At 69.1% G+C, this 21,166-nt stretch carries 22 protein-coding genes and 1 pseudogene; 13 read left to right on the forward strand and 10 right to left on the reverse strand.

All coding sequences use genetic code 11. The annotated features are described in order from the left end of the window. Positions 1-7: 7 nt before the first annotated feature. From AQJ46_RS01965 to AQJ46_RS01990, 6 genes are all read right to left on the reverse strand, one after another. Positions 8-592 carry a TetR/AcrR family transcriptional regulator gene (locus AQJ46_RS01965; RefSeq protein WP_059203884.1) on the reverse strand — a complete coding sequence of 195 codons (585 nt, stop codon included), beginning with the start codon at positions 590-592 and terminating at the stop codon, positions 8-10. Positions 593-796: 204 nt separating this feature from the next. Next, positions 797-1,465, reverse strand: a complete 669-nt coding sequence (locus AQJ46_RS01970) for a response regulator (RefSeq protein ID WP_059203885.1) — start codon at positions 1,463-1,465, stop codon at positions 797-799. Then, the gene (locus AQJ46_RS01975) at positions 1,462-2,745 is read right to left on the reverse strand and encodes a sensor histidine kinase (protein ID WP_059203886.1); all 1,284 of its coding nucleotides are present in this window, start codon (positions 2,743-2,745) and stop codon (positions 1,462-1,464) included. Before AQJ46_RS01975 ends, AQJ46_RS01970 begins: the two co-directional genes overlap by 4 nt. Before the next feature lie 27 nt (positions 2,746-2,772). Further along, a complete protein-coding gene (locus AQJ46_RS01980) occupies positions 2,773-3,612 on the reverse strand; it encodes an ABC transporter permease (RefSeq protein ID WP_057613643.1) in 840 nt (279 codons plus the stop codon). Beyond that, positions 3,609-4,547, reverse strand: coding sequence for an ABC transporter ATP-binding protein (locus tag AQJ46_RS01985; RefSeq protein WP_059203887.1), 939 nt, complete (start codon positions 4,545-4,547; stop codon positions 3,609-3,611). The genes AQJ46_RS01980 and AQJ46_RS01985 overlap by 4 nt, the downstream gene beginning before the upstream one ends. 296 nt (positions 4,548-4,843) lie before the next feature. Then, entirely contained in the window at positions 4,844-5,695 is an 852-nt protein-coding gene (locus AQJ46_RS01990) for an aldo/keto reductase (protein WP_059203888.1), read from the reverse strand. A 72-nt stretch (positions 5,696-5,767) separates the two neighbouring features. On the opposite strand from AQJ46_RS01990, the gene AQJ46_RS01995 reads away from it, so the two are divergent. Continuing rightward, positions 5,768-6,439, forward strand: coding sequence for a helix-turn-helix domain-containing protein (locus AQJ46_RS01995; RefSeq protein ID WP_059203889.1), 672 nt, complete (start codon positions 5,768-5,770; stop codon positions 6,437-6,439). Between the two features lie 136 nt (positions 6,440-6,575). Here AQJ46_RS01995 and AQJ46_RS02000 read toward each other — a convergent pair whose 3' ends face one another. After that, positions 6,576-8,111, reverse strand: coding sequence for an aldehyde dehydrogenase family protein (locus AQJ46_RS02000; protein WP_059203890.1), 1,536 nt, complete (start codon positions 8,109-8,111; stop codon positions 6,576-6,578). 225 nt (positions 8,112-8,336) lie between these two features. Further along, on the reverse strand, positions 8,337-9,128 hold the full coding sequence (locus AQJ46_RS02005) for an SDR family NAD(P)-dependent oxidoreductase (protein WP_059203891.1): 792 nt from the start codon (positions 9,126-9,128) through the stop codon (positions 8,337-8,339). Positions 9,129-9,200: 72 nt separating this feature from the next. On the opposite strand from AQJ46_RS02005, the gene AQJ46_RS02010 reads away from it, so the two are divergent. Next, positions 9,201-9,656, forward strand: coding sequence for a MarR family winged helix-turn-helix transcriptional regulator (locus AQJ46_RS02010; RefSeq protein WP_059203892.1), 456 nt, complete (start codon positions 9,201-9,203; stop codon positions 9,654-9,656). Positions 9,657-9,806: 150 nt separating this feature from the next. Here AQJ46_RS02010 and AQJ46_RS02015 read toward each other — a convergent pair whose 3' ends face one another. Continuing rightward, entirely contained in the window at positions 9,807-10,754 is a 948-nt protein-coding gene (locus tag AQJ46_RS02015) for a quinone oxidoreductase family protein (RefSeq protein ID WP_059203893.1), read from the reverse strand. Between the two features lie 113 nt (positions 10,755-10,867). On the opposite strand from AQJ46_RS02015, the gene AQJ46_RS02020 reads away from it, so the two are divergent. Both AQJ46_RS02020 and AQJ46_RS02025 read left to right on the forward strand, forming a co-directional pair. Further along, positions 10,868-11,575 carry an SDR family NAD(P)-dependent oxidoreductase gene (locus AQJ46_RS02020; RefSeq protein WP_263972850.1) on the forward strand — a complete coding sequence of 236 codons (708 nt, stop codon included), beginning with the start codon at positions 10,868-10,870 and terminating at the stop codon, positions 11,573-11,575. 66 nt (positions 11,576-11,641) lie between these two features. Beyond that, a complete protein-coding gene (locus AQJ46_RS02025; protein WP_059203894.1) occupies positions 11,642-12,307 on the forward strand; it encodes a TetR/AcrR family transcriptional regulator in 666 nt (221 codons plus the stop codon). Positions 12,308-12,339: 32 nt separating this feature from the next. Here the strand turns inward: AQJ46_RS02025 and AQJ46_RS02030 are convergent, their stop codons facing one another. Then, entirely contained in the window at positions 12,340-13,209 is an 870-nt protein-coding gene (locus tag AQJ46_RS02030) for a helix-turn-helix transcriptional regulator (protein WP_059203895.1), read from the reverse strand. A gap of 729 nt (positions 13,210-13,938) precedes the next feature. On the opposite strand from AQJ46_RS02030, the gene AQJ46_RS02035 reads away from it, so the two are divergent. The 9 genes and pseudogenes from AQJ46_RS02035 to AQJ46_RS02075 all read left to right on the forward strand — a co-directional run bounded on the left by AQJ46_RS02035 (position 13,939) and on the right by AQJ46_RS02075 (position 21,143). Beyond that, positions 13,939-14,850, forward strand: coding sequence for an alpha/beta hydrolase (locus AQJ46_RS02035; RefSeq protein WP_059203896.1), 912 nt, complete (start codon positions 13,939-13,941; stop codon positions 14,848-14,850). A gap of 33 nt (positions 14,851-14,883) precedes the next feature. Further along, positions 14,884-15,483, forward strand: a pseudogene (locus tag AQJ46_RS02040) (flavodoxin family protein). Between the two features lie 50 nt (positions 15,484-15,533). Further along, positions 15,534-15,926 carry a nuclear transport factor 2 family protein gene (locus tag AQJ46_RS02045; RefSeq protein WP_059203897.1) on the forward strand — a complete coding sequence of 131 codons (393 nt, stop codon included), beginning with the start codon at positions 15,534-15,536 and terminating at the stop codon, positions 15,924-15,926. Between the two features lie 24 nt (positions 15,927-15,950). Further along, positions 15,951-16,649, forward strand: a complete 699-nt coding sequence (locus AQJ46_RS02050; RefSeq protein ID WP_059203898.1) for a type 1 glutamine amidotransferase domain-containing protein — start codon at positions 15,951-15,953, stop codon at positions 16,647-16,649. 185 nt (positions 16,650-16,834) lie between these two features. Then, positions 16,835-17,704, forward strand: a complete 870-nt coding sequence (locus AQJ46_RS02055) for a helix-turn-helix domain-containing protein (protein WP_059203899.1) — start codon at positions 16,835-16,837, stop codon at positions 17,702-17,704. Positions 17,705-17,929: 225 nt separating this feature from the next. Then, the gene (locus AQJ46_RS02060; RefSeq protein WP_059203900.1) at positions 17,930-18,862 is read left to right on the forward strand and encodes an NADP-dependent oxidoreductase; all 933 of its coding nucleotides are present in this window, start codon (positions 17,930-17,932) and stop codon (positions 18,860-18,862) included. A 321-nt stretch (positions 18,863-19,183) separates the two neighbouring features. Then, positions 19,184-19,516, forward strand: a complete 333-nt coding sequence (locus tag AQJ46_RS02065) for a carboxymuconolactone decarboxylase family protein (protein ID WP_059203901.1) — start codon at positions 19,184-19,186, stop codon at positions 19,514-19,516. A 199-nt stretch (positions 19,517-19,715) separates the two neighbouring features. Then, positions 19,716-20,732, forward strand: a complete 1,017-nt coding sequence (locus AQJ46_RS02070; RefSeq protein ID WP_059203902.1) for a zinc-dependent alcohol dehydrogenase family protein — start codon at positions 19,716-19,718, stop codon at positions 20,730-20,732. A gap of 39 nt (positions 20,733-20,771) precedes the next feature. Continuing rightward, positions 20,772-21,143 (forward strand): DUF2255 family protein, encoded by a 372-nt coding sequence (locus AQJ46_RS02075; protein ID WP_059203903.1) that lies wholly within the window; start codon positions 20,772-20,774, stop codon positions 21,141-21,143. The last annotated feature ends 23 nt before the right edge of the window (positions 21,144-21,166 follow it).

Consider the following 21,166-nt stretch of genomic DNA (forward strand, 5'->3'; position numbering starts at 1 on the left):
ACCGCTCTCAGCGCTTCCGCCCCTGGGGCCCCGAACACCTGGCCAGGACGGACTCCATCAGAAAACGGATCATCTCGTGGGCCGGTCTGTTCTGGTCGTTGGGCACGTTCGCCCCTTCGAACACGGCGATCGCGACATCGCGGACGAGCGCGGCATCGATGCCAGGCGCATGATCGAGGCCACGCTCGGCCATGAGCTCGTCGACCAGTCCCACGATCCAGTTCAGGAAGGTGTTGTGGGCCTCGCGGACTTCCTCCGAGTGAGGAAGCCGGTCGTGCATGGCCTGGTGCAGCGGTCGTGAATAGCGCATGTCGGACAGCCCGCGCACCAGGCGGCTCAGGGGGTCGGCACCGGCCTGCTCCTCGTTCAGGATGCGGATCTCGCGACTGAGCATGCGGTTCATGACGGCGGCGAAGATGTGGTCCTTGGAGTCGAAGTACCAATAGACGTTGCCCCGGGCCACGCCGGCGGCGGAACTGATGTCCGCCATCGTGGTCTTGGCGTAACCCTTCGCCAGAAAGAGCTCGGTGGCCGCGGCTAGCAGATCACCCGTGCGCTCCTCGCGGGGGATCTGTTGGCGGTTCCGCGGCATCCTGACTCCTCCTGTGAGTTCACCACATCTCACGTGAGTCTAGACACCTGGCAGGCCGCGCCCTGCCCAGGAGGAAGGAGTGCCGTGACCACCGGCTCTCGGCGAGGAGTCCGTGGGGATCCTTTGCCGAGGAGGCGGCGGCGATGGCGGAGCGCGGCAGCAGGTGTCGCCCAGCGGCACTGGATACGGCTGCCGCTCGTCCGCTCAGTCCACGGTGGGCCGGGCGAGGCCGTGGTCGTAGGCGAAGATCACGGCCTGGATGCGGTCGCGGGCTCCGATCTTGGTCAGGACACGGCCGACATGCGTCTTGACCGTGGATTCGGACAGAACGAACCGCGCGGCGATCTCCCCGTTGGTCCAGCCCTTGCCGACGGCCACGAGGATCTCGCGCTCACGGTCGGTCAGGGAGGTGAGCCTCGAGTCCTCGGAAGGACCAGTTCTGTGGGAGGGGACGTACTGGGCGAACTCGTCGAGGAGGCGGCGGGTGAGCGCGGGCGCGATGACGGCGTCGCCGACGGCGACCGCGCGGATGCCCGCGAGAAGTTCTTCGGGGCGGGCGTCCTTGAGGAGGAAGCCGCTCGCGCCGGCGCGGATGGCGGCGTGGACGTACTCGTCGAGATCGAAGGTGGTGAGCACAAGGACGCGCGAGCGGCCGCCGGCGGCGACGATGCGGCGGGTGGCCTCGATGCCGTCCATGCCGGGCATGCGGACGTCCATGAGGACGACGTCGGGGCGCAGTTCGGCCGTCCTGCGGACGGCTTCGGCGCCGTGAGCGGCCTCACCGACGACGTCGGTCTCGGGGACGGAGTCCAGGAGCAGGTGGAATCCGTAACGTTGCAGCGGCTGGTCGTCCACGATGAGCACGGAGGTCATCGGTCACCGCCGCTTCCAGGTGTGAGGTCGAGGACGGCCTCGACGCTCCATCCTCCGCCGCCCACCGGTCCCGCGCTGACGGTGCCGCCGTACAAGGCCGCTCTCTCCCGCATGCCCACCAGGCCATGTCCTTCCTCGTTCGGCGGTTCGGATGATGTGGTCGGGCCGCTGTCCAGGACCCGAATGCCCAGCCGGCTGTCCTCGACGAGGATCGCCAGGTGTACCCGGGTGCCGGAGTCGGCGTGCTTCAGGGTGTTGGTGAGGGCTTCCTGGACGATGCGGTACACCGTCAGCTGCACCCCGCTGTCCAGGGTGTCCACGTCGCCGGAGGTCCGGTAGACGACCTCCAGTCCTGCGGCGCGCACCTTGGCGCACAACGCTTCGATGTCCGCGATGCCGGGCTGCGGGCTGAGTTCGGGCGTGTCCGGCGGACCGTCCGCGGTCGCGCGCAGCACGCCGAGCACGCGCCGCAGCTCGCCGAGTGCCTGTCGGCCGGTGTCGCCGATGAGCTGCAGGGCCTCCTTGCCTCGTGCGGGTGCGATGTCCGTGGCGTAGGCGCCCGCGTCGGCGAGCGTGATGATGACGGACAGGTTGTGGCCGACGATGTCGTGCATCTCGCGGGCGACACGGGTGCGTTCGGTGGCCGTGGCCAGCCTGCTGCGCTGGTCGCGCTCGACTTCCAGCCGGGCGGCCCGCTCCCGTAGTCCGGCGAGCTGGGCCCGGCGGATCCGGACCATCAGGCCGAGCGCGAGCGCTGCGGTCGCCGTGCTCAGCAGGAAGAACAGCGCGTCCCCGACGGACACCGCCGACGACACGCGGACCGCGACCAGCACCATGGCGCCCGCCATGGCCGCGCAGGCCCACGGCAACTGCCGCAGCCTCCCGTGCAGGGCCAGGCTGTACAGGGCGACGAAGAGGGCGACATCCGCGCGCAGCGCCGCGCCCAGGGACCATTGGAGGACGAACACCGCGGTGATCGCGGCGAAGGCCGCCGCGGGCTTGCGCCGCCGCCACAGCAGGGGCAGTACCAGTCCGGCCTGCAGAGCCAGCATTCCGGCGACGGGCAGGTGGGTGAAGGCGAGCCGGAACCGGCGCGGGCTGTCGCCGTCGTCCGCACCACCGTGGATCAGGTCGGGCAGGCAGAACATCAGGAAGACCAGGACGACGACCGCGGTGTCCAGTACCCACGGATGTGTCCGGTCGGCATGCCGCAGCCGCTGGCCGCCCCGGGACAGTCGGGCGACCAGCGGTCCCATCCCGCTGATGTCATCGGTGGTCACGGACGTCACCTGTCCATGGTGCGGGCGTCAGACGTCACTGCGTACGAGCCGGTACGCCGCGCCGCCCAGCGCCAGCGCCGTCCAGCACAGGAAGACCAGCAGACCGGCGCCCGGTGACAGGGTGGTGGAGTCGTGGGTCAGGGCGAACATCGCCTGCCCTGCGTTGGACGGCAGGTAGGGGCTGATGTCGTCCTGCCAGGAGCTCGGCAGCAGGGAGATCAGTCCGGGGATCAGCATGAGGGCGGCCACCAGGACCGAGATCCCGCCGGCCACCGATCGCAGCAGTGCGCCCAGGGCGGCGCCGATCACCCCGACCAGGCCGAGGTAGAGCCCCGCGCCCAGCAGACTGCGCAGGACACCCGCGTGCGAGAGGCTCATGGCCGCGGGCGTACCCGAGACGATGCCGCTCCCGATCAGGAAGGTGACGAACGCACCCAGCGTCCCCACCACCAGCGCGACCAGCCCGAACACGGCCGCCTTGGACCACAGCACGGGCAGTCGGCGGGGCACCGCCGCCAGCGTCGAGCGGATCATGCCGGTCGAGTACTCCCCCGCCGTGACCAGCACACCGAGCACGCCCAGGGCCAACTGGGCGAAGTTCGTACCGAAGAGGGACAGGCTCACGGTCGTCGAATCGGCGAAGTCCGAGTCGAGGTTGCCGGAGTCGATCCCCGACTTGTAGCGGCTCGCGGCGATCAGGCCGAAGGCCACCACGAACAGCAGACCCAGGCCCAAGGTGATCCAGGTCGAACGCAGGGACCACAGCTTGGCCCACTCGGAGGCCAGCACGCGCCGTCCAGTCACCCGGTAGGCGGGGCGGGCAGGGGTGGTCCGGGGTTCCTCGGCGGTTGCGGTGAGGGTGCTCATGCGGGCTTCCCGAGGGTCTCGATGCCGGTCGTGGAGCCGTGGTACTCCACGGCATCCCTGGTCAGATCCATGAACGCCTCCTCCAGCGACACCGTCCGCGCGCTCAGCTCGAACAGGGCGATCCCGTGCTCGGCCGCTTTCAACCCGACCTCGCGGGCGCTCAGCCCGGTCACCTGCAGCTCCTCGGAGCCGATCCAGCCGGTGACGTCGACGTCCGGCCCGGCCAGGACGTCCCGCAGCCGCGCCGGGTCCTGCGTCACCACCTTCACCGTGTCCCCGCCCGCCTCGCGGATCAGGTCCGCGACGGTGGTGTCGGCCAGCAGCCGGCCCCGCCCCACGACGATCAGGTGGTCCGCCACCAGGGCCATCTCGCTCATCAGGTGCGACGACACGAACACAGTCCGCCCCTCGTCGGCGAGCCCCTTGAGCAGGTTCCGGATCCAGAGCACCCCCTCCGGGTCCAGCCCGTTGACCGGCTCGTCCAGCATCACCGTCTGCGGATCGCCCAGCAGCGCCGCGGCGATGCCCAGCCGCTGGCCCATGCCGAGGGAGAAGGCACCGGCCCGCTTCTTCGCCACGCTGCCCAGTCCGGCGAGGTCGATGACCTCGTCGACCCGGCGGCCTGGAATGCCATGCGTCAGCGCGAGGGCCCTGAGGTGGTTGTGCGCCGAGCGGCCGGGGTGGATCGACTTCGCCTCCAGGAGCGCGCCGACCTCCTGGAGCGGCGCCCGGTGCGAGGCGTAACGGTGGCCGTTCACGGTGACGGAGCCGCTCGTCGGGGCATCAAGGCCGACGATCATGCGCATGGTCGTGGACTTGCCCGCGCCGTTGGGCCCCAGAAAACCCGTCACCGTGCCCGGCTTCACGACGAAGTCCAGTCCGTCGACGGCTGTCTTCTCGCCGTATTTCTTGGTCAACTGCCGTGCGTCGATCATCCGCGTACTTTCTGTCTGGCTCCGGCGTCCGTGACTTCGACGCCGCACCGGCAACGCTAGGTGCCGCATCACCCCGATCCGGTGGTACCGGGAGGCTGATCTGCACCGTACGCGTGGTACCGCGGTACTACGCGCCTACCTGCGGTGCTTTCCGAGCGCGTCGGCTCGGCCGTGGTCGCAGCAGGCATCCGACAAGAAGCTGTCCGCGGTCTGCCATGGCGAGTCGGCGAGGCTGTGCCAACAAGCAGCGGATGAAAGGGGTCAACGACGACGGCCACCCTGTGGCCACCGGTACGTCAGGAGAGGTCGGCGAGGTCTTCTTCGCTGAGGGTGATCCCGGCGACGGCCATGTTGTCCTCCAGGTGTGACAGAGAGCCCGTGCCAGGAATGGCCAGGGTCACCGGCGAGGACGCCAGCAGCCAGGCCAGGCCGATCTGCGACACGGCGACGCCGTGCCGGGCCGCGACCTTGGCCAGCCGCTCGTCGTCGAGTTCGCGCCCGCCACCGAGCGGGAAGAAGGGCACGAACGCGATGTCGGCCTCCTCGCAGGCGGCCAGCAGCTCCGCGTCGTCGGGCTTGGCGGTGTGGAACCGGTTCTGCACCGCCACGACCGGAGCGATCGCGCGGGCTTCCACGAGATGGTCGGTCTCGACGTTGCTGAGGCCGAGGTGACGGATCAGGCCCTCCTCCCGCAGCGCGGCGAGCGCCTCGAAGCGCACGGCGATCGACTCGCCGTGCGGGGGTTCCATCCGACCGATGCGCAGGTAGACCAGATCGAGGCGGTCCACGCCCAGGCCCTCGATGTTGGCCTCCACCAGGCCGCGCAGGTCGGCCGGGGTGGCGGCCTGGCGGAAGCCGTCGGGGCGGCGGATGGGGCCCACCTTGGTGGCGATGACCAGGTCGGACGCGTAGGGATGGAGGGCCTCGCGGATCAGGGTGTTCGCGCGCACCGCACCACCGGCGCTGACGTAGAAGTCGGCGGTGTCGATGTGGTTGACACCCAGCTCGACGGCGCGGCGCAGTACGGCTCGGCCGGTCTCGGGGTCACGGGCCCGACCACCCATGCCCTCCTTGGACGGCAGTCGCATGGCACCTAAGCCGAGCCGGTTGACGGCAAGGTCGCCGCCGATGCGGAATTCATTGCTCATGGGCCCAGCCTGCACGGCGCGCAACCTGCCGACGAGCCTGTGGCACCTTGCTGCCACAGGCACAATGAACGCATGCCACAGCACATGGCCCTCAAGAGTGATCTTGAACTCCACGCGCGGATCACGCCCTTGGTGGAGTCGTACGACGCGGAATGGGTCAGCGCCGCCCGCGACCTCGACACCTGGCCCGGTGCCCGCGAATCCACACGTCTGCGGATACGCCGTGACGGAGTACGCCAGGCCCGCAAGCTGTTCAGTCCCGCCGCGCTCGCCGACGAGCACGACCGGGAGGTCCTGCGCGAGACGGCCGCCCACGGCATGCAGGTGCGGATCACCACCACCCCGCTGCTTCAGGGAACGGTCTTCATCGACCGGCGAACCTTGTTCCTGACCGATCCCGCGTCCTCGGCCTCGTCCACTCACGGTCCTCGGCACCGTACGTACACGATGAGTGCCGAACCGGCCCTGGTCAGCGGGGCGTACGCGCTGTTCGAAGCCGCGTGGGAGACGGCCACCGATCTGGCGGCCTTCTTCGACGCCGACCGGCCCCGCATCGACGCGCAAGCCCGCGAGGTGCTGCACGCATTGGGCTCCGGAATGACCGACGTGACAGCCTCGCGCGAACTGGGCATGTCGCTGCGCACCTACCGCCGCAGGGTCGCCGGACTGCTCGTCGCCCTGGGCGCGGACTCACGCTTCCAGGCCGGGGTGCGCGCGGGCGAGTGGGGCCTGACCCGCGGGTGAGCAGACCCACGCCCGGGGTCGAAGACGGTGCAGCGTCTCGGACCCGGGTGCCAGGCCGGTCGATGGCCTGCCTCGTGAGGGTACATATGGCGGACTGCGCTCGGCCCGGAACGTCCGTCGCAGCCCGTGAGTTGAATCAGTCCGACTTCTCGCCGCTCTCGGCCAGGATCCTGTCACGGACGCCGGCGAGGGCTCCCGCCATGGCCCCCTGCGGCCTGCCGAAGGTCGAGGCGGAGAACCGGGCGGGGCCGGTCTTGGCGGTGAAGGAGTGCGCGTAGGCGAATTCCCGCAGCCCCTCCTCCCCCTGCTTGCGCCCGTAGCCGCTGTCGCCGCGACCGCCGAAAGGCACCGCGGGGTTCATGGAGAACACCAGGGCATCGTTGATGCTGGTCATTCCCACGCGGAGGCGACGGGCGATGGCCTCGCCGCGGTCGCGGCTGAAGACGGCGCTGCCCAGTCCGTACCGGCCGGCGTTGATGTGAGTGACGGCCTCATCGGCGTCGGCGACCTTGATGACCGCCAGCGTCGGCCCGAACGTCTCCTCCGTCGCCGCGAGGGCGTGGGGGGCCACTCCAACCAGGATGGTGGGCGCGACATAGCGGTCACCCACCGCGTCGAGGCCGCCGACGGTGGCTGTCGCGCCGCGCTCCAGAGCGTCCTGGATGTGTTCCCGGATGATCGAGGTCTGGCTCGGCAGCGGAACCGGCCCGATCTCCGCGTCCTCGTCGCTGCCGACGCGTACCTGCCCGGCAAGCTCGCTGATCTTCCGGACGAACTCGTCGTACACCGACTCGACGACGTACGCCACTTCGAGACTGATGCAGCCGTGCCCGGTGTTCTGCATGGCGCCCCACACGACGTGAGCGGCGGCTTCGTCCAGGTCGGCGTCCTCGGCGATGATGACGCCGTCCTTGCCGCCGAGTTCCAGCAGAACGGGGGTCAAGGTCTGCGCGCATTGGGCGGCCACCGCCTTACCCGTGGCGACGCTGCCCGTGAACGCGAGCTTGTCGAGGCCCGCCTCGATGAGCGCCTGACCTGTGGCCCCGTATCCGTTCAGGCTCTGCAGGACGGCCGGCAGCTCCGGAACCGCACGCTGCCAGGTTCGGACGAGCCATTCAGCGACGCCCGGCGTGATCTGGCTGGGCTTGAGGACCACGGCGTTCCCGGCCGCGAGCGCGTCGACGAGGATGGCCGCGGGAGTGAGCAGGGGGAAGTTCCACGGGCCGATGACGCCGACCACGCCGTAGGGCTGGTATTCGACCCACGCACGCTGGTTGGGCGTGGTGGGGCTGCCCGGCACCTCCCGGCGCTCCAGGACGCGCGCGGCGTTGTCAGCTGCGTACTGCACGTGCTCGAGCGTGCCGAGCACCTCCACGCGAGCGTCGTCGAGGGGCTTGCCGTTCTCGGCGTGAATGAGTGCGGCGCCCTCCTCACCACTCAAAGCTATCTGCCGCCGCCACGCGCGCAGTCGCTCCGCGCGGCCCTCGAAGCCGAGGTCCCACCAGGCCCCGGTGACCGAGCGCGCGGCGGCGACAGCTGCGGCTGCCTCTTCCTTGCCGGCCACGGGGTAGCGCGCGAACTCGGCTCCGGTGGCCTGGTCGATGGTGACGATCTCGGTCGCGTCGTATCCGATGACGCCGTCACGGGTGATCGTCGGGATGTTGTCGGTCATGGGTCTTCCCCTGTCTTTTTTACGTCCGCGCGCGTGAGGCGCATCCATGGCTGAGAGACGTGGCCTTCGGCACGAGTGGCCGTTGGACTGCAGTCGGCGCGGGCCGACGGCAGTGGGGCATAGGTGGCCGCATATCCGGATGCGCTCTCGGCGGGCGGATGTTGCGCAGCCGTCGGAGGGCGACCCGCGGCCGGGTCGGGGGCAGCGCCGAGGAGGCGCCCGCTTCTACGCCTGCGCGTTGCGGTAGCGAGCCGCGGGGGTGGGCTGGTTGCCGCCGGTGAGCAGAGCGGACTCCGCGGCCAGCAGGGCGTCAAGGGCTGCGGCCTGGTCCTCCAGACCAGGGGCGCACACGGTCTCCCCCAGGCGCAGGCCGGCCAGGCTGGCCGAGGCGACGTCCTGCGGGGTCATCGCCCAGGGGATGTCGCGGCCGACGCCTTCGTTCCACTCCGTGGCCACGACGCCGGGCAGCAGCACTTGGGTACGGATGGGTGTGTCGGCCAGCTCACCAGCGAGGGTCCGGGTGAAGGCGACGGTGGCGGCCTTCGCCGCCGCGTAGAGAGTGCGTCGGGGTGCGCGTGGGTCGTTGAGGCCCCCGCTGAAGGCCAGCAGCGAGGCCACCGTGATGATCGCGCCTTCTCCGGCGGCGAGCATCCCGGGAAGCGCGGCGCGCACCAGCTGAACGGGGGCCACGGCGTTGAGGGTGAGCAGTCGGTCGACGTCGGCGGGGTCGACATGGACGAGCGGGGCGTAGCCGCCGGCGCCTGCGTTGCTGACCAGCAGGCGCACGTCCCCCGCGGCGAGGCGACCCACGACAGCGGAGATGCCCTCGTGGGTGCCGAGATCAGCGGGCAGCACCTCCACGGCGGCACCCCGGGCGCGGAGCTTTTCCGCGAAGCCGTCGAGCCGGTCCGCGCGGCGCGCCACCAGGACTAGGTCGTGGTCATCCGCCAGCAGACGGGCGTATTCGGCGCCGATGCCGGAGGAAGCGCCGGTGATGAGAGCGATCGTACGAGTCATACGTCGAGCATGCCTCAAGCGTTAGCTTGACGTCAAACGCTTGATAGTCATGAAGTGTCGTACCCTTGGCAGGTGATACGTGATGACGAGGAGCCTGTGGGGCTCGGCGCGCTCGACCGGGTGACCTGGGCATTGCGCCGCGCGGAACTGGCGGTGCAGACACTCAAGGAACAGCGGCTACGCCCGCTGGGCATGGCCGCCGCGCACTACACCCTGCTGATATCGGTGCACAGCGAACCAGGGCTGGCCGGCGCCGAGTTGGCCCGCCGCCTCAACGTGACCCCCCAGGCCGTCGCCTCCCTCGTGACACGCCTGGAGGGCCGCGGACAGCTGGAGAGGCGCGAGCACCCGCGCCACCGGCACGTGCAGGAACTGCACCTCACCGACGCCGGACGAGAAGCGCTGCGCGCGGCCGACCAGGTGATCGCCGACATCGAGCGCCACATCACCGAGGGGCTGGGGCCGGAAGAGAGCGCGCAGCTGCTGACGCTGCTCGACCATGTGAGCAAGACGGTACGCAACGCCTGAGCCCGTCGGTCGACAGTCCGCGCGCCCCTCCCGCATGCCGAAGATCCCAGGGCTCCCCACCACCACGGGCAAGGGGGCAGAGCTTCTCTGCCCACCCCTTCACTTCCCCAGTCTCTTCTCACAGCGCCACCGGTGCAGCCGGGGGTCGGGTCACGGGACGAGGACGATCTTCCCCGTCGTATGCCCGGTCATGATCCGCCGATGCGCCGCGGCGGCTTCGCGCAGCGGATGGCTGGCGGCGATCAGGACCCGCAGCCGCCCGGCCCCCGCGGCTTCGGTGAGCTGCAGTCGCGCGGCGGCACGGACTTCTGTGCCAGGGTCCGCGCCGGGCCCGCCGCCCAGGAGCTTGATGCCGGCTCGGGCCCCGCGTTCGAAGCCCGCAACGCTCGCGATGCGGGACCGGTCCGCCACCAGCTCCACCGAGACGTCCACCGCCTCGTCGGTGCCCACCAGATCGGCAGCCGCGTGGACGCCTTGCGGCGCTGCCGCACGCACCCGGTCGGCCAGACCCGGCCCGTACGCGATCGGAACCGCCCCCAGCTCGCGCAGGACGTCGTGCTTGGCAGGGCTCGCCGTCCCCAGCACCCTCGCGCCGCGTTCGACAGCCAGCTGCACGGCCAACAGGCCGACGCCACCCGCGGCGCCGTGGATCAGCACCGAATCGTTCTCCCGCAAGCCGATCGCTTCGAGGACGTGCACAGCGGTGACGCCCGTGACCATCAGTCCTCCCGCCTGCTCCCAGGAGAGAGTGGCGGGCTTGGGCACCACCGAGGACGCCGGGACGATGAGCTCGGCGGCGTAGGCGCCGGGCGCGCGGTACGCGATCACCTCGTCGCCGATCCGGATCGGGCCCGCGGGGCCGGCCGCGTCGGCACCGACAGCGGTCACCACACCGGCCGCTTCGGCGCCGAGCCGCATCGGCAGCTTGGCCGGATCGGTTCCGAAGGCGCCGCTGTACATCTTGTGGTCGAAGGGGTTGACGCCGGCGGCGCGGACCTCGATGCGCACCTGACCCGGCCCTGGCTCCGCTACGGCCACATCGATCACCGACAGCACCTCAGGACCACCGTAGGCACGCGCTACTACTGCTTCGCTCATGTCACAGGACAACGCGGCACCGGAGAGGTCGATTCCTCTTCTCGGGTAATTTTTTGAGCGGAGCGCTCCGCTCCGATAGTTGGGCGACAGATCACCCGAACGCGGAAGGACACATGAACGCCACGACCAAGCCCACGGCCCTGGTGACCGGCGGCAGCAGGGGAATCGGCGCTGCCACCTCGCGTGCATTGGCAGCTCGCGGCTACCGCGTAGCCGTCAACTACTTCTCTCACCGCGAGGCGGCCGACCAGGTGGTCAAGCTCATCGAGGCCGACGGCGGCGAAGCCTTCGCCGTGCAGGCCGACGTGTACGACCCCATCCAGGCGGCCGAACTGCTGGAGCGCTCCGCGGTCGACGGGCGCCTGGACGTCCTTGTCTGCAACGCCGGCGCTCGCTTCACGCCCACTTCTGTGCAGACCCTCGCCTGGGACGACTTCAGGACGAAGGTGACGAGCGAACTCGCATCCGTCTACACGCTCACCCAGCGGGCACTGGAGCTCATGGGCGCCCGAGGGCAGGGCCGGATCGTGTATGTCTCCAGCGCCGTGGCCCATGGTCCGCCGGCCCCGGGCATGACCGCCCACGGCACTGCGAAGGCCGCCCTGAACACCTTCGCCCGCTTCGTCGCCCACGAGGCCGGTCCACTCGGCGTCAACGTCAATGTCGTGGCACCTGGTTACGTCCGTACGGAGAGCAGCGCGCACATGCCGCAGGAGTTCCAGCGGCTGCTGGCGAAGAACACCCCCTGGGGCGGGTCGCGGAGCCGGAGGACGTGGCCCGGGCGATCGTGGTGCTCGTCGGTGAGGAGGCAGCCTTCGTGACCGGCGGGGTGCTCGCCGTCGACGGTGGGTACGGCCTGGCACGCCGGTAGAGGAAAATACCTGTCCATGGGTGACACGCAGACCGGCAGACCGCGCGGCCGCCGACGGGAGGCGGACCGCAACGACGAGCGCCTCATGCAGGCTGCGCGCGAAGTCTTCGCCGAGCTCGGCTGGGACGCGCCCGTCTCGGAGATCGCCCGCCGGGCAGGCATCGGCATGGGCAGCCTCTACCGCCGCTACCCCAGCAAGGAGATGCTGGCTCAACGGATGCGCATCGTGGGGATGGAACAGCTCGTCACCCAGGCCCGCACCGCCCTCGCCGAGGAGCCCGATCCTTGGGCGGCCTTCGCCCGCTTCCTGCGGGACGCGCTCTCGGACCAGGGGGCGGGCGGCCCGCTCCTCCCGCTGGTCGGTGGCCGGCTGCCGGCCACCGACGAGATCGTGGCGGCCGCCGCCCGACTCCGGGCCGCCCTCGACGACCTGGTGGACGGCGCCCACCGCGCAGGCGTGCTGCGCGCCGACTTCGCCTCCGCCGACGTTCCCTTGCTGCTCGAACACCTCACCGCACGGATCCCCGTCACCGACGAACGCGCCACCGCGCTCCACCTGCGGTACCTGGATCTGATCCTCGCGGGACTGCGCACGTCGACCACCGACGGGCCCACCGCGTTGCAGAGCCCGGCTCCGGACTGGGCGGAACTCAGCGAGCTCTGGAACGCGCCCAAGAAGTGAAGGCGCCGCTCGCTCCGGACCGGCGCCCCAGGTCATGCTGTCGTATCCCGCGCCCGCTGATACGGCGCAGCGGTCCACGACGCAAGGAAGCGCAGTCCGTCATGGGACGGGGTCCCGGGCTCAGGGGTCATGATCACGAGCTGCTGTGCCGGGTCGGCTGTCGAGGTCAGGCTGTCCCAGTCGAGAGTGAGGTCACCGGCGACCGGATGGCTCAGCCTCTTCGAGCCGACTCGCAGATAGGGCACCTGGTGGCCTGCCCACCACTGCCGGAAGTGGGCATCGGCCACCGACAGCTCGCCCACGAGTGCGGTCAACTCGGGGTCGCCAGGGCACTGGGCGGCCTCCACGCGCAGTTGGGCGACGCAGCTCCGGGCGATCGTCCTCCAGTCGGGGTAGAGCACCCGGAAGCCGGGGTGGGTGAAGAGCAGCCGGGCGTAGTTGCGCCTCTTCTCAGGTATTCGCTCGAAGTCCGTGAGCAGAGCGGCTGCCAGGGCGTTCCAGGCCAGGATGTCCATGTGCCGGCCCAGGACGAGCGCGGGGGTCCCGGTCAGTTCGTCCAGGAGACGCTTGAGTTGCGGCTGGACCTTCTGCGCCGGTCGGCGGCGCGGCGCGCACTCAACTTGCGCGGCCAGGGCGAACAGGTGGTCACGCTGGTCATCGTCGAGATGCAGGACACGAACGAGGGTGGCGAGCACCGAGGTCGGCACGAGCGCGCGCCCCTGTTCCAACCGCGCGTAGCGGTCGGTGCTGATCCCCACGAGCTGGGCGACCTCCTCCCTGCGAAGGCCTGCCACTCGCCGGGGCGCCCGGGACTCGGGCAGACCCACGGTGCGCGGGCTGAGTTGCGCCCGGCGCACCTTGAGGAATTCCCCCAGTTCGGGCAGACGCGCCTTGCTGTACATAGCAGCTAGTGTCGCAGCGCTCAACCGGAAAGAGAGGGGGAGAGTTTTCTCCCAGGTTCTGGACAGCCGCCTTTGCTTTTCTTGAGTGCGCGAGGTCATGAATGGCCGGTGATCAGACGGTCGGGTCAGGTGACGCGAACGCCTACGGACGACGAGTTCCTGATCGGGATCCGCGCTGCAGGTGAGGGTGGCCACGAGGTGGCCTCCCCACCGCTGGCCGAAGTCCCTTTCCTGCGCGGAGAGTTCGCCCGCGAGTCACCGATTTCGCGCAGGTGGAGGAAGACAAGCGGCTGCGTGTCCCATCTGCGTATGAGGGAGCCGGGCGGCGGCGTCTCGTCCCCTGCCGCCCGGCCGGCTCGAACAGATGGTCATGCTGGTGATCATCCGGATGCAGGACATATGCGAGAGCGGCCGGCACCGGCGGGGAGTGCGCCGGCTCAACTCGCCCCTCCGCACCTTGAGGAGTCTCCCCTCTCCGTCAGATGCGCGTCGCTGCTCATTACGGCCAGTCTCGCACCGCTCGGTCTGCGCGAGGAGGGTAAGGATTCCTCCCCTGGATAAGCCATTCTCAGGATGGAATTCTCCCCTTTGCGGGCTCGCACGAGGAGGGCAGGGTCGACCCGCGACGAGCAACCGGTACCAGCCCACGGGGTAGCAATTACTTTCTGGACGTCACCGGGCGAAATCAGGGGACAATTTCTTACCCAGCGCCACTAAAGGGCAGGTACCATGGTCGAAACTGTTTCGTTCAGGAACAAGGAAGTAGAGATTGCGGGACATCTCCATCTGCCAGAGAACTTCAGCGAAGAAAAGAAATATCCGGCACTCGTCGGAATTCATCCGGCCGGCGGCGTAAAAGAACAGACCATCGGCCACTACGCCAAAAGGCTCGCTGAGCACGGATTCGTCACCGTCGTCTACGACTCCTCCTACCAAGGAGCGAGTGGTGGTGAACCCCGTCTCCTGGAAGACCCGACGACCCGGGTGGAAGACGCTCGCTGTGCAGCCGACTTCCTCACCACTCTTCCGTTCGTCGACTCCGAGCGCATGGGAGTCATCGGCATGTGCGCCGGCGGCGGATACGCGATCAGCGTGGCCCAGACCGAACGTCGCTTCAAGGCAGTCGCTACGGTCAGCGCAGCTCCGATGGGTGAGGGTTCCAGGGGCTTCCTGGGGCATCTGTCCCCGGTGGCCGAGCAGATCGGCACGCTGGAAATGGTCGCCCAGCAGCGCACGGCGGAAGCAGGAGGAGCACAGCCTCTCTACGCCCCGTTCGTCCCGGAAACGCTGGAGGAGATCAACGAAAGCACGCCGGACCTCCTGCGCGAAGGGTACGACTACTACAGGACACCGCGAGGCCAGCACCCCAATTCGAAGGGCCGTTTCCTGCTGACCAGCATGGACAAGATGTTCGCCTTCTCGGCGTTCGACCAGATCCCGGAACTGCTCACCCAGCCGCTGCTCCTCATCGCAGGGAGCAAGGCGGACACAAAGGTGTTCAGCGACCAGGCCTACGAGCTTTCCAAGGGACCGAAGGAGTTGTTCGTCGTCGACGGCGCGACTCATATCGCACTGTACGACGTGCCTGAGTACGTGGATCAGGCGATCCCCAAGATGGCGGAGTTCTTCGCCGTCCTTTAGTGGTCCACAGATTTTTCGAGGAGCCCGATCGACATGTCCCATCCGGACCGCACCACCATCGCCATTGCCTTTCATTCGGGCTACGGCCACACAGCTGTCGTCGCCGAAGCCGTGGCGCGTGGCGCGGCGGGAGCCGGCGCCGAGGTGGTCTCGATCTCCGTGGACACCATCACCGACGAGCAGTGGCCGTAACTGGATGCCGCGGACGCCATCATCTTCGGTGCCACCACATACAGGGGGACCGCCTCCGCGGCCTTCCACGAGTTCGCCGAGGCCAGCAGCAAGCGCTGGTTCTCGCATGCCTGGGCGGACAAGCTTGCCGCGGGCTTCACCAATTCCGGTGCCAGGAGCGGCGACAAGTCGTCCACCCTGGGCTACTTCGCCACCTTGGCCGCCCAGCACGGCATGCACTGGATCAGCCTGGGCCTGATGCCGGGCTGGGATTCCACCACGGGCAGCGAGGACGACATCAACCGGCTGGGGTTCTTCATGAGTGCCGGCGCCCAGAGCCCGACCGACGCCGGTCCGGAAGCGGTCCACAAGTCGGACATCGCCACCGCCGAGCATCTGGGTGCGCGCGTCGCGCGCCAGGCCGCGGTCTTCCGCGCCGGACGGGCCGCTCTCGCCGCCTGATCCCCAGGTCTTCTTTCCGTATCCGAACCAGCCCCCCGCAAGGAGCAACCATGTCCGACTCCCCGAGCCTCGCCCTCATCCGCCGACTGTACGAGTCCGGAATGGCCCCGGAGGTCACCAGCGAGGTCATGGCCTCCGACCTCGTGTGGGACATCACCCCCGGCTTCCCGAACAGCGGCGTCTACCACGGTTGGGCCAGCGCGGCGCAGGACTTCTTCGGCAGGACGATGCCGAACTACGAGTCGTTCGCAGCGGTGCCCGAGGAGTTCTACGCGGACGACGAAGGCCACGTCTTCGTGTTCGGGCACTACCACGCCGAGACCAAGACCGGGAACAAGGCCGACGTTCGCTTCATCCACCTGTGGACCGTCCGCGACGGCAAGGCCGTGAGCATGCGGCAGGCCGCCGACAGCCACGTCCTCCAGGAAGCCCTCAAGGGCTGAGCCCCCACCCGTTAGGAGTCACCCATGGCGAAGATCCTCTTCGTGATCACCGCGTCCGACCACTGGACGCTGGCCGACGGAACCCGGCAGCCGGCCGGCTTCTGGGCCGAAGAAGCAATCGGCCCGTACCAGGTCTTCAAGGAGGCCGGATACGAGATCGCGGCCGCGACCCCCGGCGGCGTGCCTCCCACCGCTGATGCACTCAGCCTCACCGCCGAATTCAACGGCGGCGAGGAAGGCGCCCAGCGCATGCGGACCGCCCTGAGCGAGGCGACCGAGCTGGCCGAGCCGATGCGCATCGAGGACGTGACCATCGACGACTACGTCGCCGTGTTCTACCCCGGCGGCTGGGGCCCGATGGAGGACCTTCCGGACAACGCCGCCTCCGGCAAGCTGCTCACCGAGTGGCTCGCCTCGGGCAAGTTGGTGTCACTGGTGTGCCACGGCCCCGCGGCACTGCTGGCCACCGTCGGCCCGGACGGGACGTCGCCGTTCGCCGGCTACCGCCTGACCGGCCTCTCCAACGCCGAGGAGAAGCTCAACGGTCTCGCGGACCGCGCGAAGTGGCTGTTGCAGGACCGCCTCGTGGGCGAACTCGGCGCGGACTACCGCGAGACCGAGCCGTTCGCCCCGCACGTGGAGGTGGACCGCACCCTGTACACCGGCCAGAACCAGGGCTCGGCCGTCCCCCTGGCTCAGGAACTGGTCAAGGCACTGGGCTGACAACTCAGTTGCACGCGGAAGAGGGCTCGGCGGCCCCCGGAACGCATTCCGGACCGCCGAGCCCTCGTCGCTCGGCCGCCACGAGGGCTGGAACTAATACAAATCTTGATACATATCGGTAAAGCCCAACGTAGGCACGATCACTCCCCCTCACAACGCCGGGCTTCTGTGCGAGGCTGCACATCATGAACCGCAACCCCCATCTGAACGAGCTGGGTGAGTTCCTCAAGGCCCGCCGTGCCGAGCTCAGCCCCTCGGAGGTCGGACTTCGCGCAGGGCAACGGCGGCGTGTGAGCGGTCTACGTCGTGAGGAAGTGGCGCTTCTCGCCGCGATCAGCACCGAGTACTACACACGCATCGAGCAGGGCCGCCTCCAGGCATCGGCCCCGCTGCTCGACGAGATCGCCCAGGTGCTCCGCCTGAACGACGACCAGCGCACCTACCTCTTCGACCTCGCGGCGAAAGAGCGGGGGCGCCCATCCGCATCGGACGAGCGCCAACAGGTGGACACACAGTTGCAGCGCATGCTGGACGATCTCACCGCCTCCCCGGCCTTTGTCATCGGTCGGCGGACCGACATCCTGGGGTGGAACCAGCTCGCCGCCGCCCTGTGGACCGATTTCGGACACTATCCGAAACAGGAGCGCGTGTTCGTCCGGCTGCTGTTCACCGAACCCTGGATGCGCGAGCTGTACGCGGACTGGGAAGAGGTCACCCGGCTGGCCATCGCTCAGTTGCGCATGGAGAGCGCACGCTACCCCGACGACGAGCGCCTTGCCGCACTGGTGGAGGAACTCTCCGCGCGCGACGCACAGTTCCGGCAATGGTGGACCGAACACGACGTCGCGGCGCGGGGCAAGGGCACCAAGAAGCTCCATCACCCGGTGGTGGGCGAGCTGACCCTCGACTGGAACACGCTCACCTGCGGCACGGACCCCGATCAGCACATCATCGTGTGGAACGCCGAACCCGGATCCCCGTCCCACGACGGACTGCGCCTCCTGGCCTCCTGGGCCGCGGACCAGAAACGGACGGCGTCCGACACGGTCACCTGAGCCCTCTCCCACGTGCGCCTAATGCGGCCTCTGTCACGAGCAAATTCACCCTCGGGATGAGCCTGCCTTTGGCTGCCCTCTTGCTCTCAACGGCATGCCGGGGAGGGAGGGATTCATCCCCCCTATCACCGCATCCCAGCCAAGAACCTTCCCCTTTTCCTGGCGCGCGCGGGGCGGAAATGTCGGACACCTCAACGACCGCATGCCGAGCAATGAGGTAATTCGATGAAGGCTGTAGGTTTCACTGAATTCGGCGGGCCGGAGGTGCTTCAGATCCTGGAGCTGCCCACGCCCGAGGCCGGTCCGGGCGAGGTGCGCATCCAAGTGCACGCCGCGACCGTCAACGCGGTCGACGCCCTCCAGCGCAGCGGACCCGCCCGGTCGCCGGACGCCCAGCCGCCGTTCGTTCCCGGCATGGATGCCGCAGGGGTCGTGGATCAGATCGGCCCGGGTACGAGCACGGATCTGAGCGTCGGCGACCGCGTGATGGCGATCGTGCTCCCCGACGGCGTGCACGGCGCCTACGCCGAGCAGGTCGTGGTCCCGGTGGAGTCGGTCGTCCGCGCCCCCCATGGCGCGACCGACGCGCAGGCCGCGTCGCTGCCGATGAACGGCCTTACCGCACGCCTGGCCCTGGACACACTCGGCCTGGAACCCGGCCAGACCCTCGCGATCACCGGAGCGGCCGGCGCGGTCGGCGGCTACGCCGTGCAGCTGGCCAAGGCGGACGGGCTGCGCGTGGTGGCCGACGCCTCGGACCAGGACGAGACCCTGATCAAGGAACTCGGTGCCGACGTCGTGCTTCGTCGCGGCGCCGAGTACCCGGACCGGGTACGCCTGGAAGTCCCGGAGGGTGTCGACGGACTCGTCGACGCCGCGTCGCTCGGCGCCCTCTGCGCTCGAGCGGTCCGCGACGGCGGCCGGGTGGTGACACTGCGCGGCTACGACGGCCCAGGCGAGCGAGACGTCGTGTTCGAGCCGGTCGTCGTGTTCAGCTACGTCAAGGAGCACGCCAAGCTCGACCAGCTCCGGCAGCAAGCGGAGCAAGGCGGCATCACCCTCCGGATCGCGAAGACCTTCCCAGCGGAACAGGCCGCCGAAGCGCACCGGCTCCTCGCCGCGGGCGGTGTGCGGGGTCGGCTGATCCTGACGTTCTGATCCGAGGGGCGTGCGGGCACAGGGGCAGCGGACGAGGGGGGTAAGGATTCCTCCCCTGGATAAGCCAATCCCAGGATGGAATTCTCCCCTTTGCGGGCTCGCACGAGGATGGCAGGATCGATGCGCGACCGGCAACTGGTACCGGTCCACGGAGAAACATTCACCCAAAACAGGCTGGGATCGCCAACCCCAGGAAGTAATTACGACGTCTTCACCGCCTTCGCCTTCGACGCGGCCCACAGGGTGACCACATCTCCTGGAGAACCCTCTGGCCAAGGGCCCGGCCTGAATCCCTGAAACACACGCTAGGAGCATCACCCCATGTCCGAACGGAAGAAGTTCGCGCCGCCGGCGATCCAGGAATTCGCCCCCAAGCTCGCGGGGGTGACCGACACGGTCCTGTTCGGCGACATCTGGGAGCGCCCGGGTCTGTCCCCGCGCGATCGCAGCCTGGTCACGGTCACCGCTCTCGCCGCCCTGTACCGGAACGACCAGCTCGGCTTCCACCTCGGCAAGGCGCTGGAGAACGGCGTGACCAAGGACGAGCTGATCGAGGCCATCACCCATCTGGCCTTCTACGCCGGATGGCCCAACGCCATGACCGCGATGAACCAGCTCAAGGAGATCGTGGACAAGGCCGACCAGTCCGGCTGAGGATCCTCCGCCCGCCTGCCCCCGCGCGGCGCGGGCTCGCCCCCCCTACAGGCACCGGTTCGTGATCCACCTCGCTCTCTGGGAGACGGACGACACCTCCTGGCTCGAACACGTCGCGGACGACGACCACAACGGCCCGCGCTTCAGCCCCCGTACGCGTCCCTGACACCACGACAGACACACGAGTTGGGAAGGCATCATGCGAGCGACCATCATTCACGCGCCGGGGGACATCCGGGTGGAGAACGCCCCGGAACCGAAGATCACGGCATCGACGGACGCGGTGATCCGGACAGTCGCCACCTGTGTGTGCGGCTCCGACCTGTGGAGTTACCGCGGTGTCCTGCCGGTCGCCGAGGCGCAGCCGATCGGCCACGAGTACGTCGGTGTCGTCGAGGAGGTCGGCAACGACGTCTCGAGCGTCAGGCCGGGCCAGTTCGTCATCGGTTCCTTCGTCGCCTCCGACAACACCTGTCCGATCTGCCAGGCCGGCTACCACACCTCCTGCCGGCACGCGCAGTGGGTGAACGGCGCCCAGGCCGAGTACGTTCGCGTCCCTCTCGCCGACGGCACCCTGGTCACCGTTCCGGAGCAGCCGACCGAGGCGCTGCTCCCGAGTCTGCTGGCCCTGTCCGACGTCATGGGCACCGGCTGGTACGCCGCCAAGGCAGCCGAGGTCAAGCCCGGTTCGACGGCCGTAGTCGTCGGTGACGGCGCCGTGGGCCTGTCCGGCGTCATCGCCGCGAAGGAACTGGGCGCCGAACGCATCATCGCCATGAGCCGACACGAGTCCCGACAGAAGCCGGCCCTGGAGTTCGGCGCCACCGACATCGTCACCGAGCGGGGCGAGGAAGGCGTCGCCCGCGTCAAGGAACTGACGAACGGCATCGGCGCCGACTCGGTCCTCGAGTGCGTCGGCACCCAGGAGTCGCTGCACCAGGCCCTGCAGTCCACCCGCCCCGGCGGCAACGTCGGCTTCGTCGGCTTCCCGCACGGCTCGCGGATCGACGGCCAGGAGCTCTTCTTCTCCCACGTCGGCCTGCGCGGTGGCCCCGCCCCCGTGCGCGCCTACCTTCCCGACCTGATCGACCGCGTCCTCAGCGGCCGTATCAACCCGGGCAGGGTCTTCGACCTCACCCTGTCGCTGGACGAGGTCGCCGAAGGCTACAAGGCCATGGACGAACGCCGCGCCATCAAGACACTGCTGCGTCCGTGACCTGAAGCCACCGGATCCAGGGAGATTGGAGAATCGCCGATGACGCCATGGACGAGCGAGGAACTCAACCTCATCGCGAAGGCCGACGAGTTGGAGATCGCACCACTCCGGCGTAACGGCACCCCGCGCAGGCCGGTGCCGATCTGGGTCGTCCGCGACGGTGACGACCTGTACGTCCGCTCGTTCCGAGGAACGGACGGCGGCTGGTGGCGCACGGCCCGCGCGAGCCACGAAGGGCACATCCGCTCCGGCGGCGTCGACAAGAACGTCACCTTCGTCGAGGTGACGGACTCCGAGATCAACGACCGTATCGACACCGCGTACCGCACCAAGTACGGCCGCTTCGGCGACGCGTACGTCAACCCCCTGGTGACCGCGCGCTCGACAACCCTGCGGCTGACCCCCCGATGAACACGACGATCCCGGTGGAAGCA

Source organism: Streptomyces canus, assembly GCF_001514145.1.
Classification (GTDB): domain Bacteria; phylum Actinomycetota; class Actinomycetes; order Streptomycetales; family Streptomycetaceae; genus Streptomyces; species Streptomyces canus.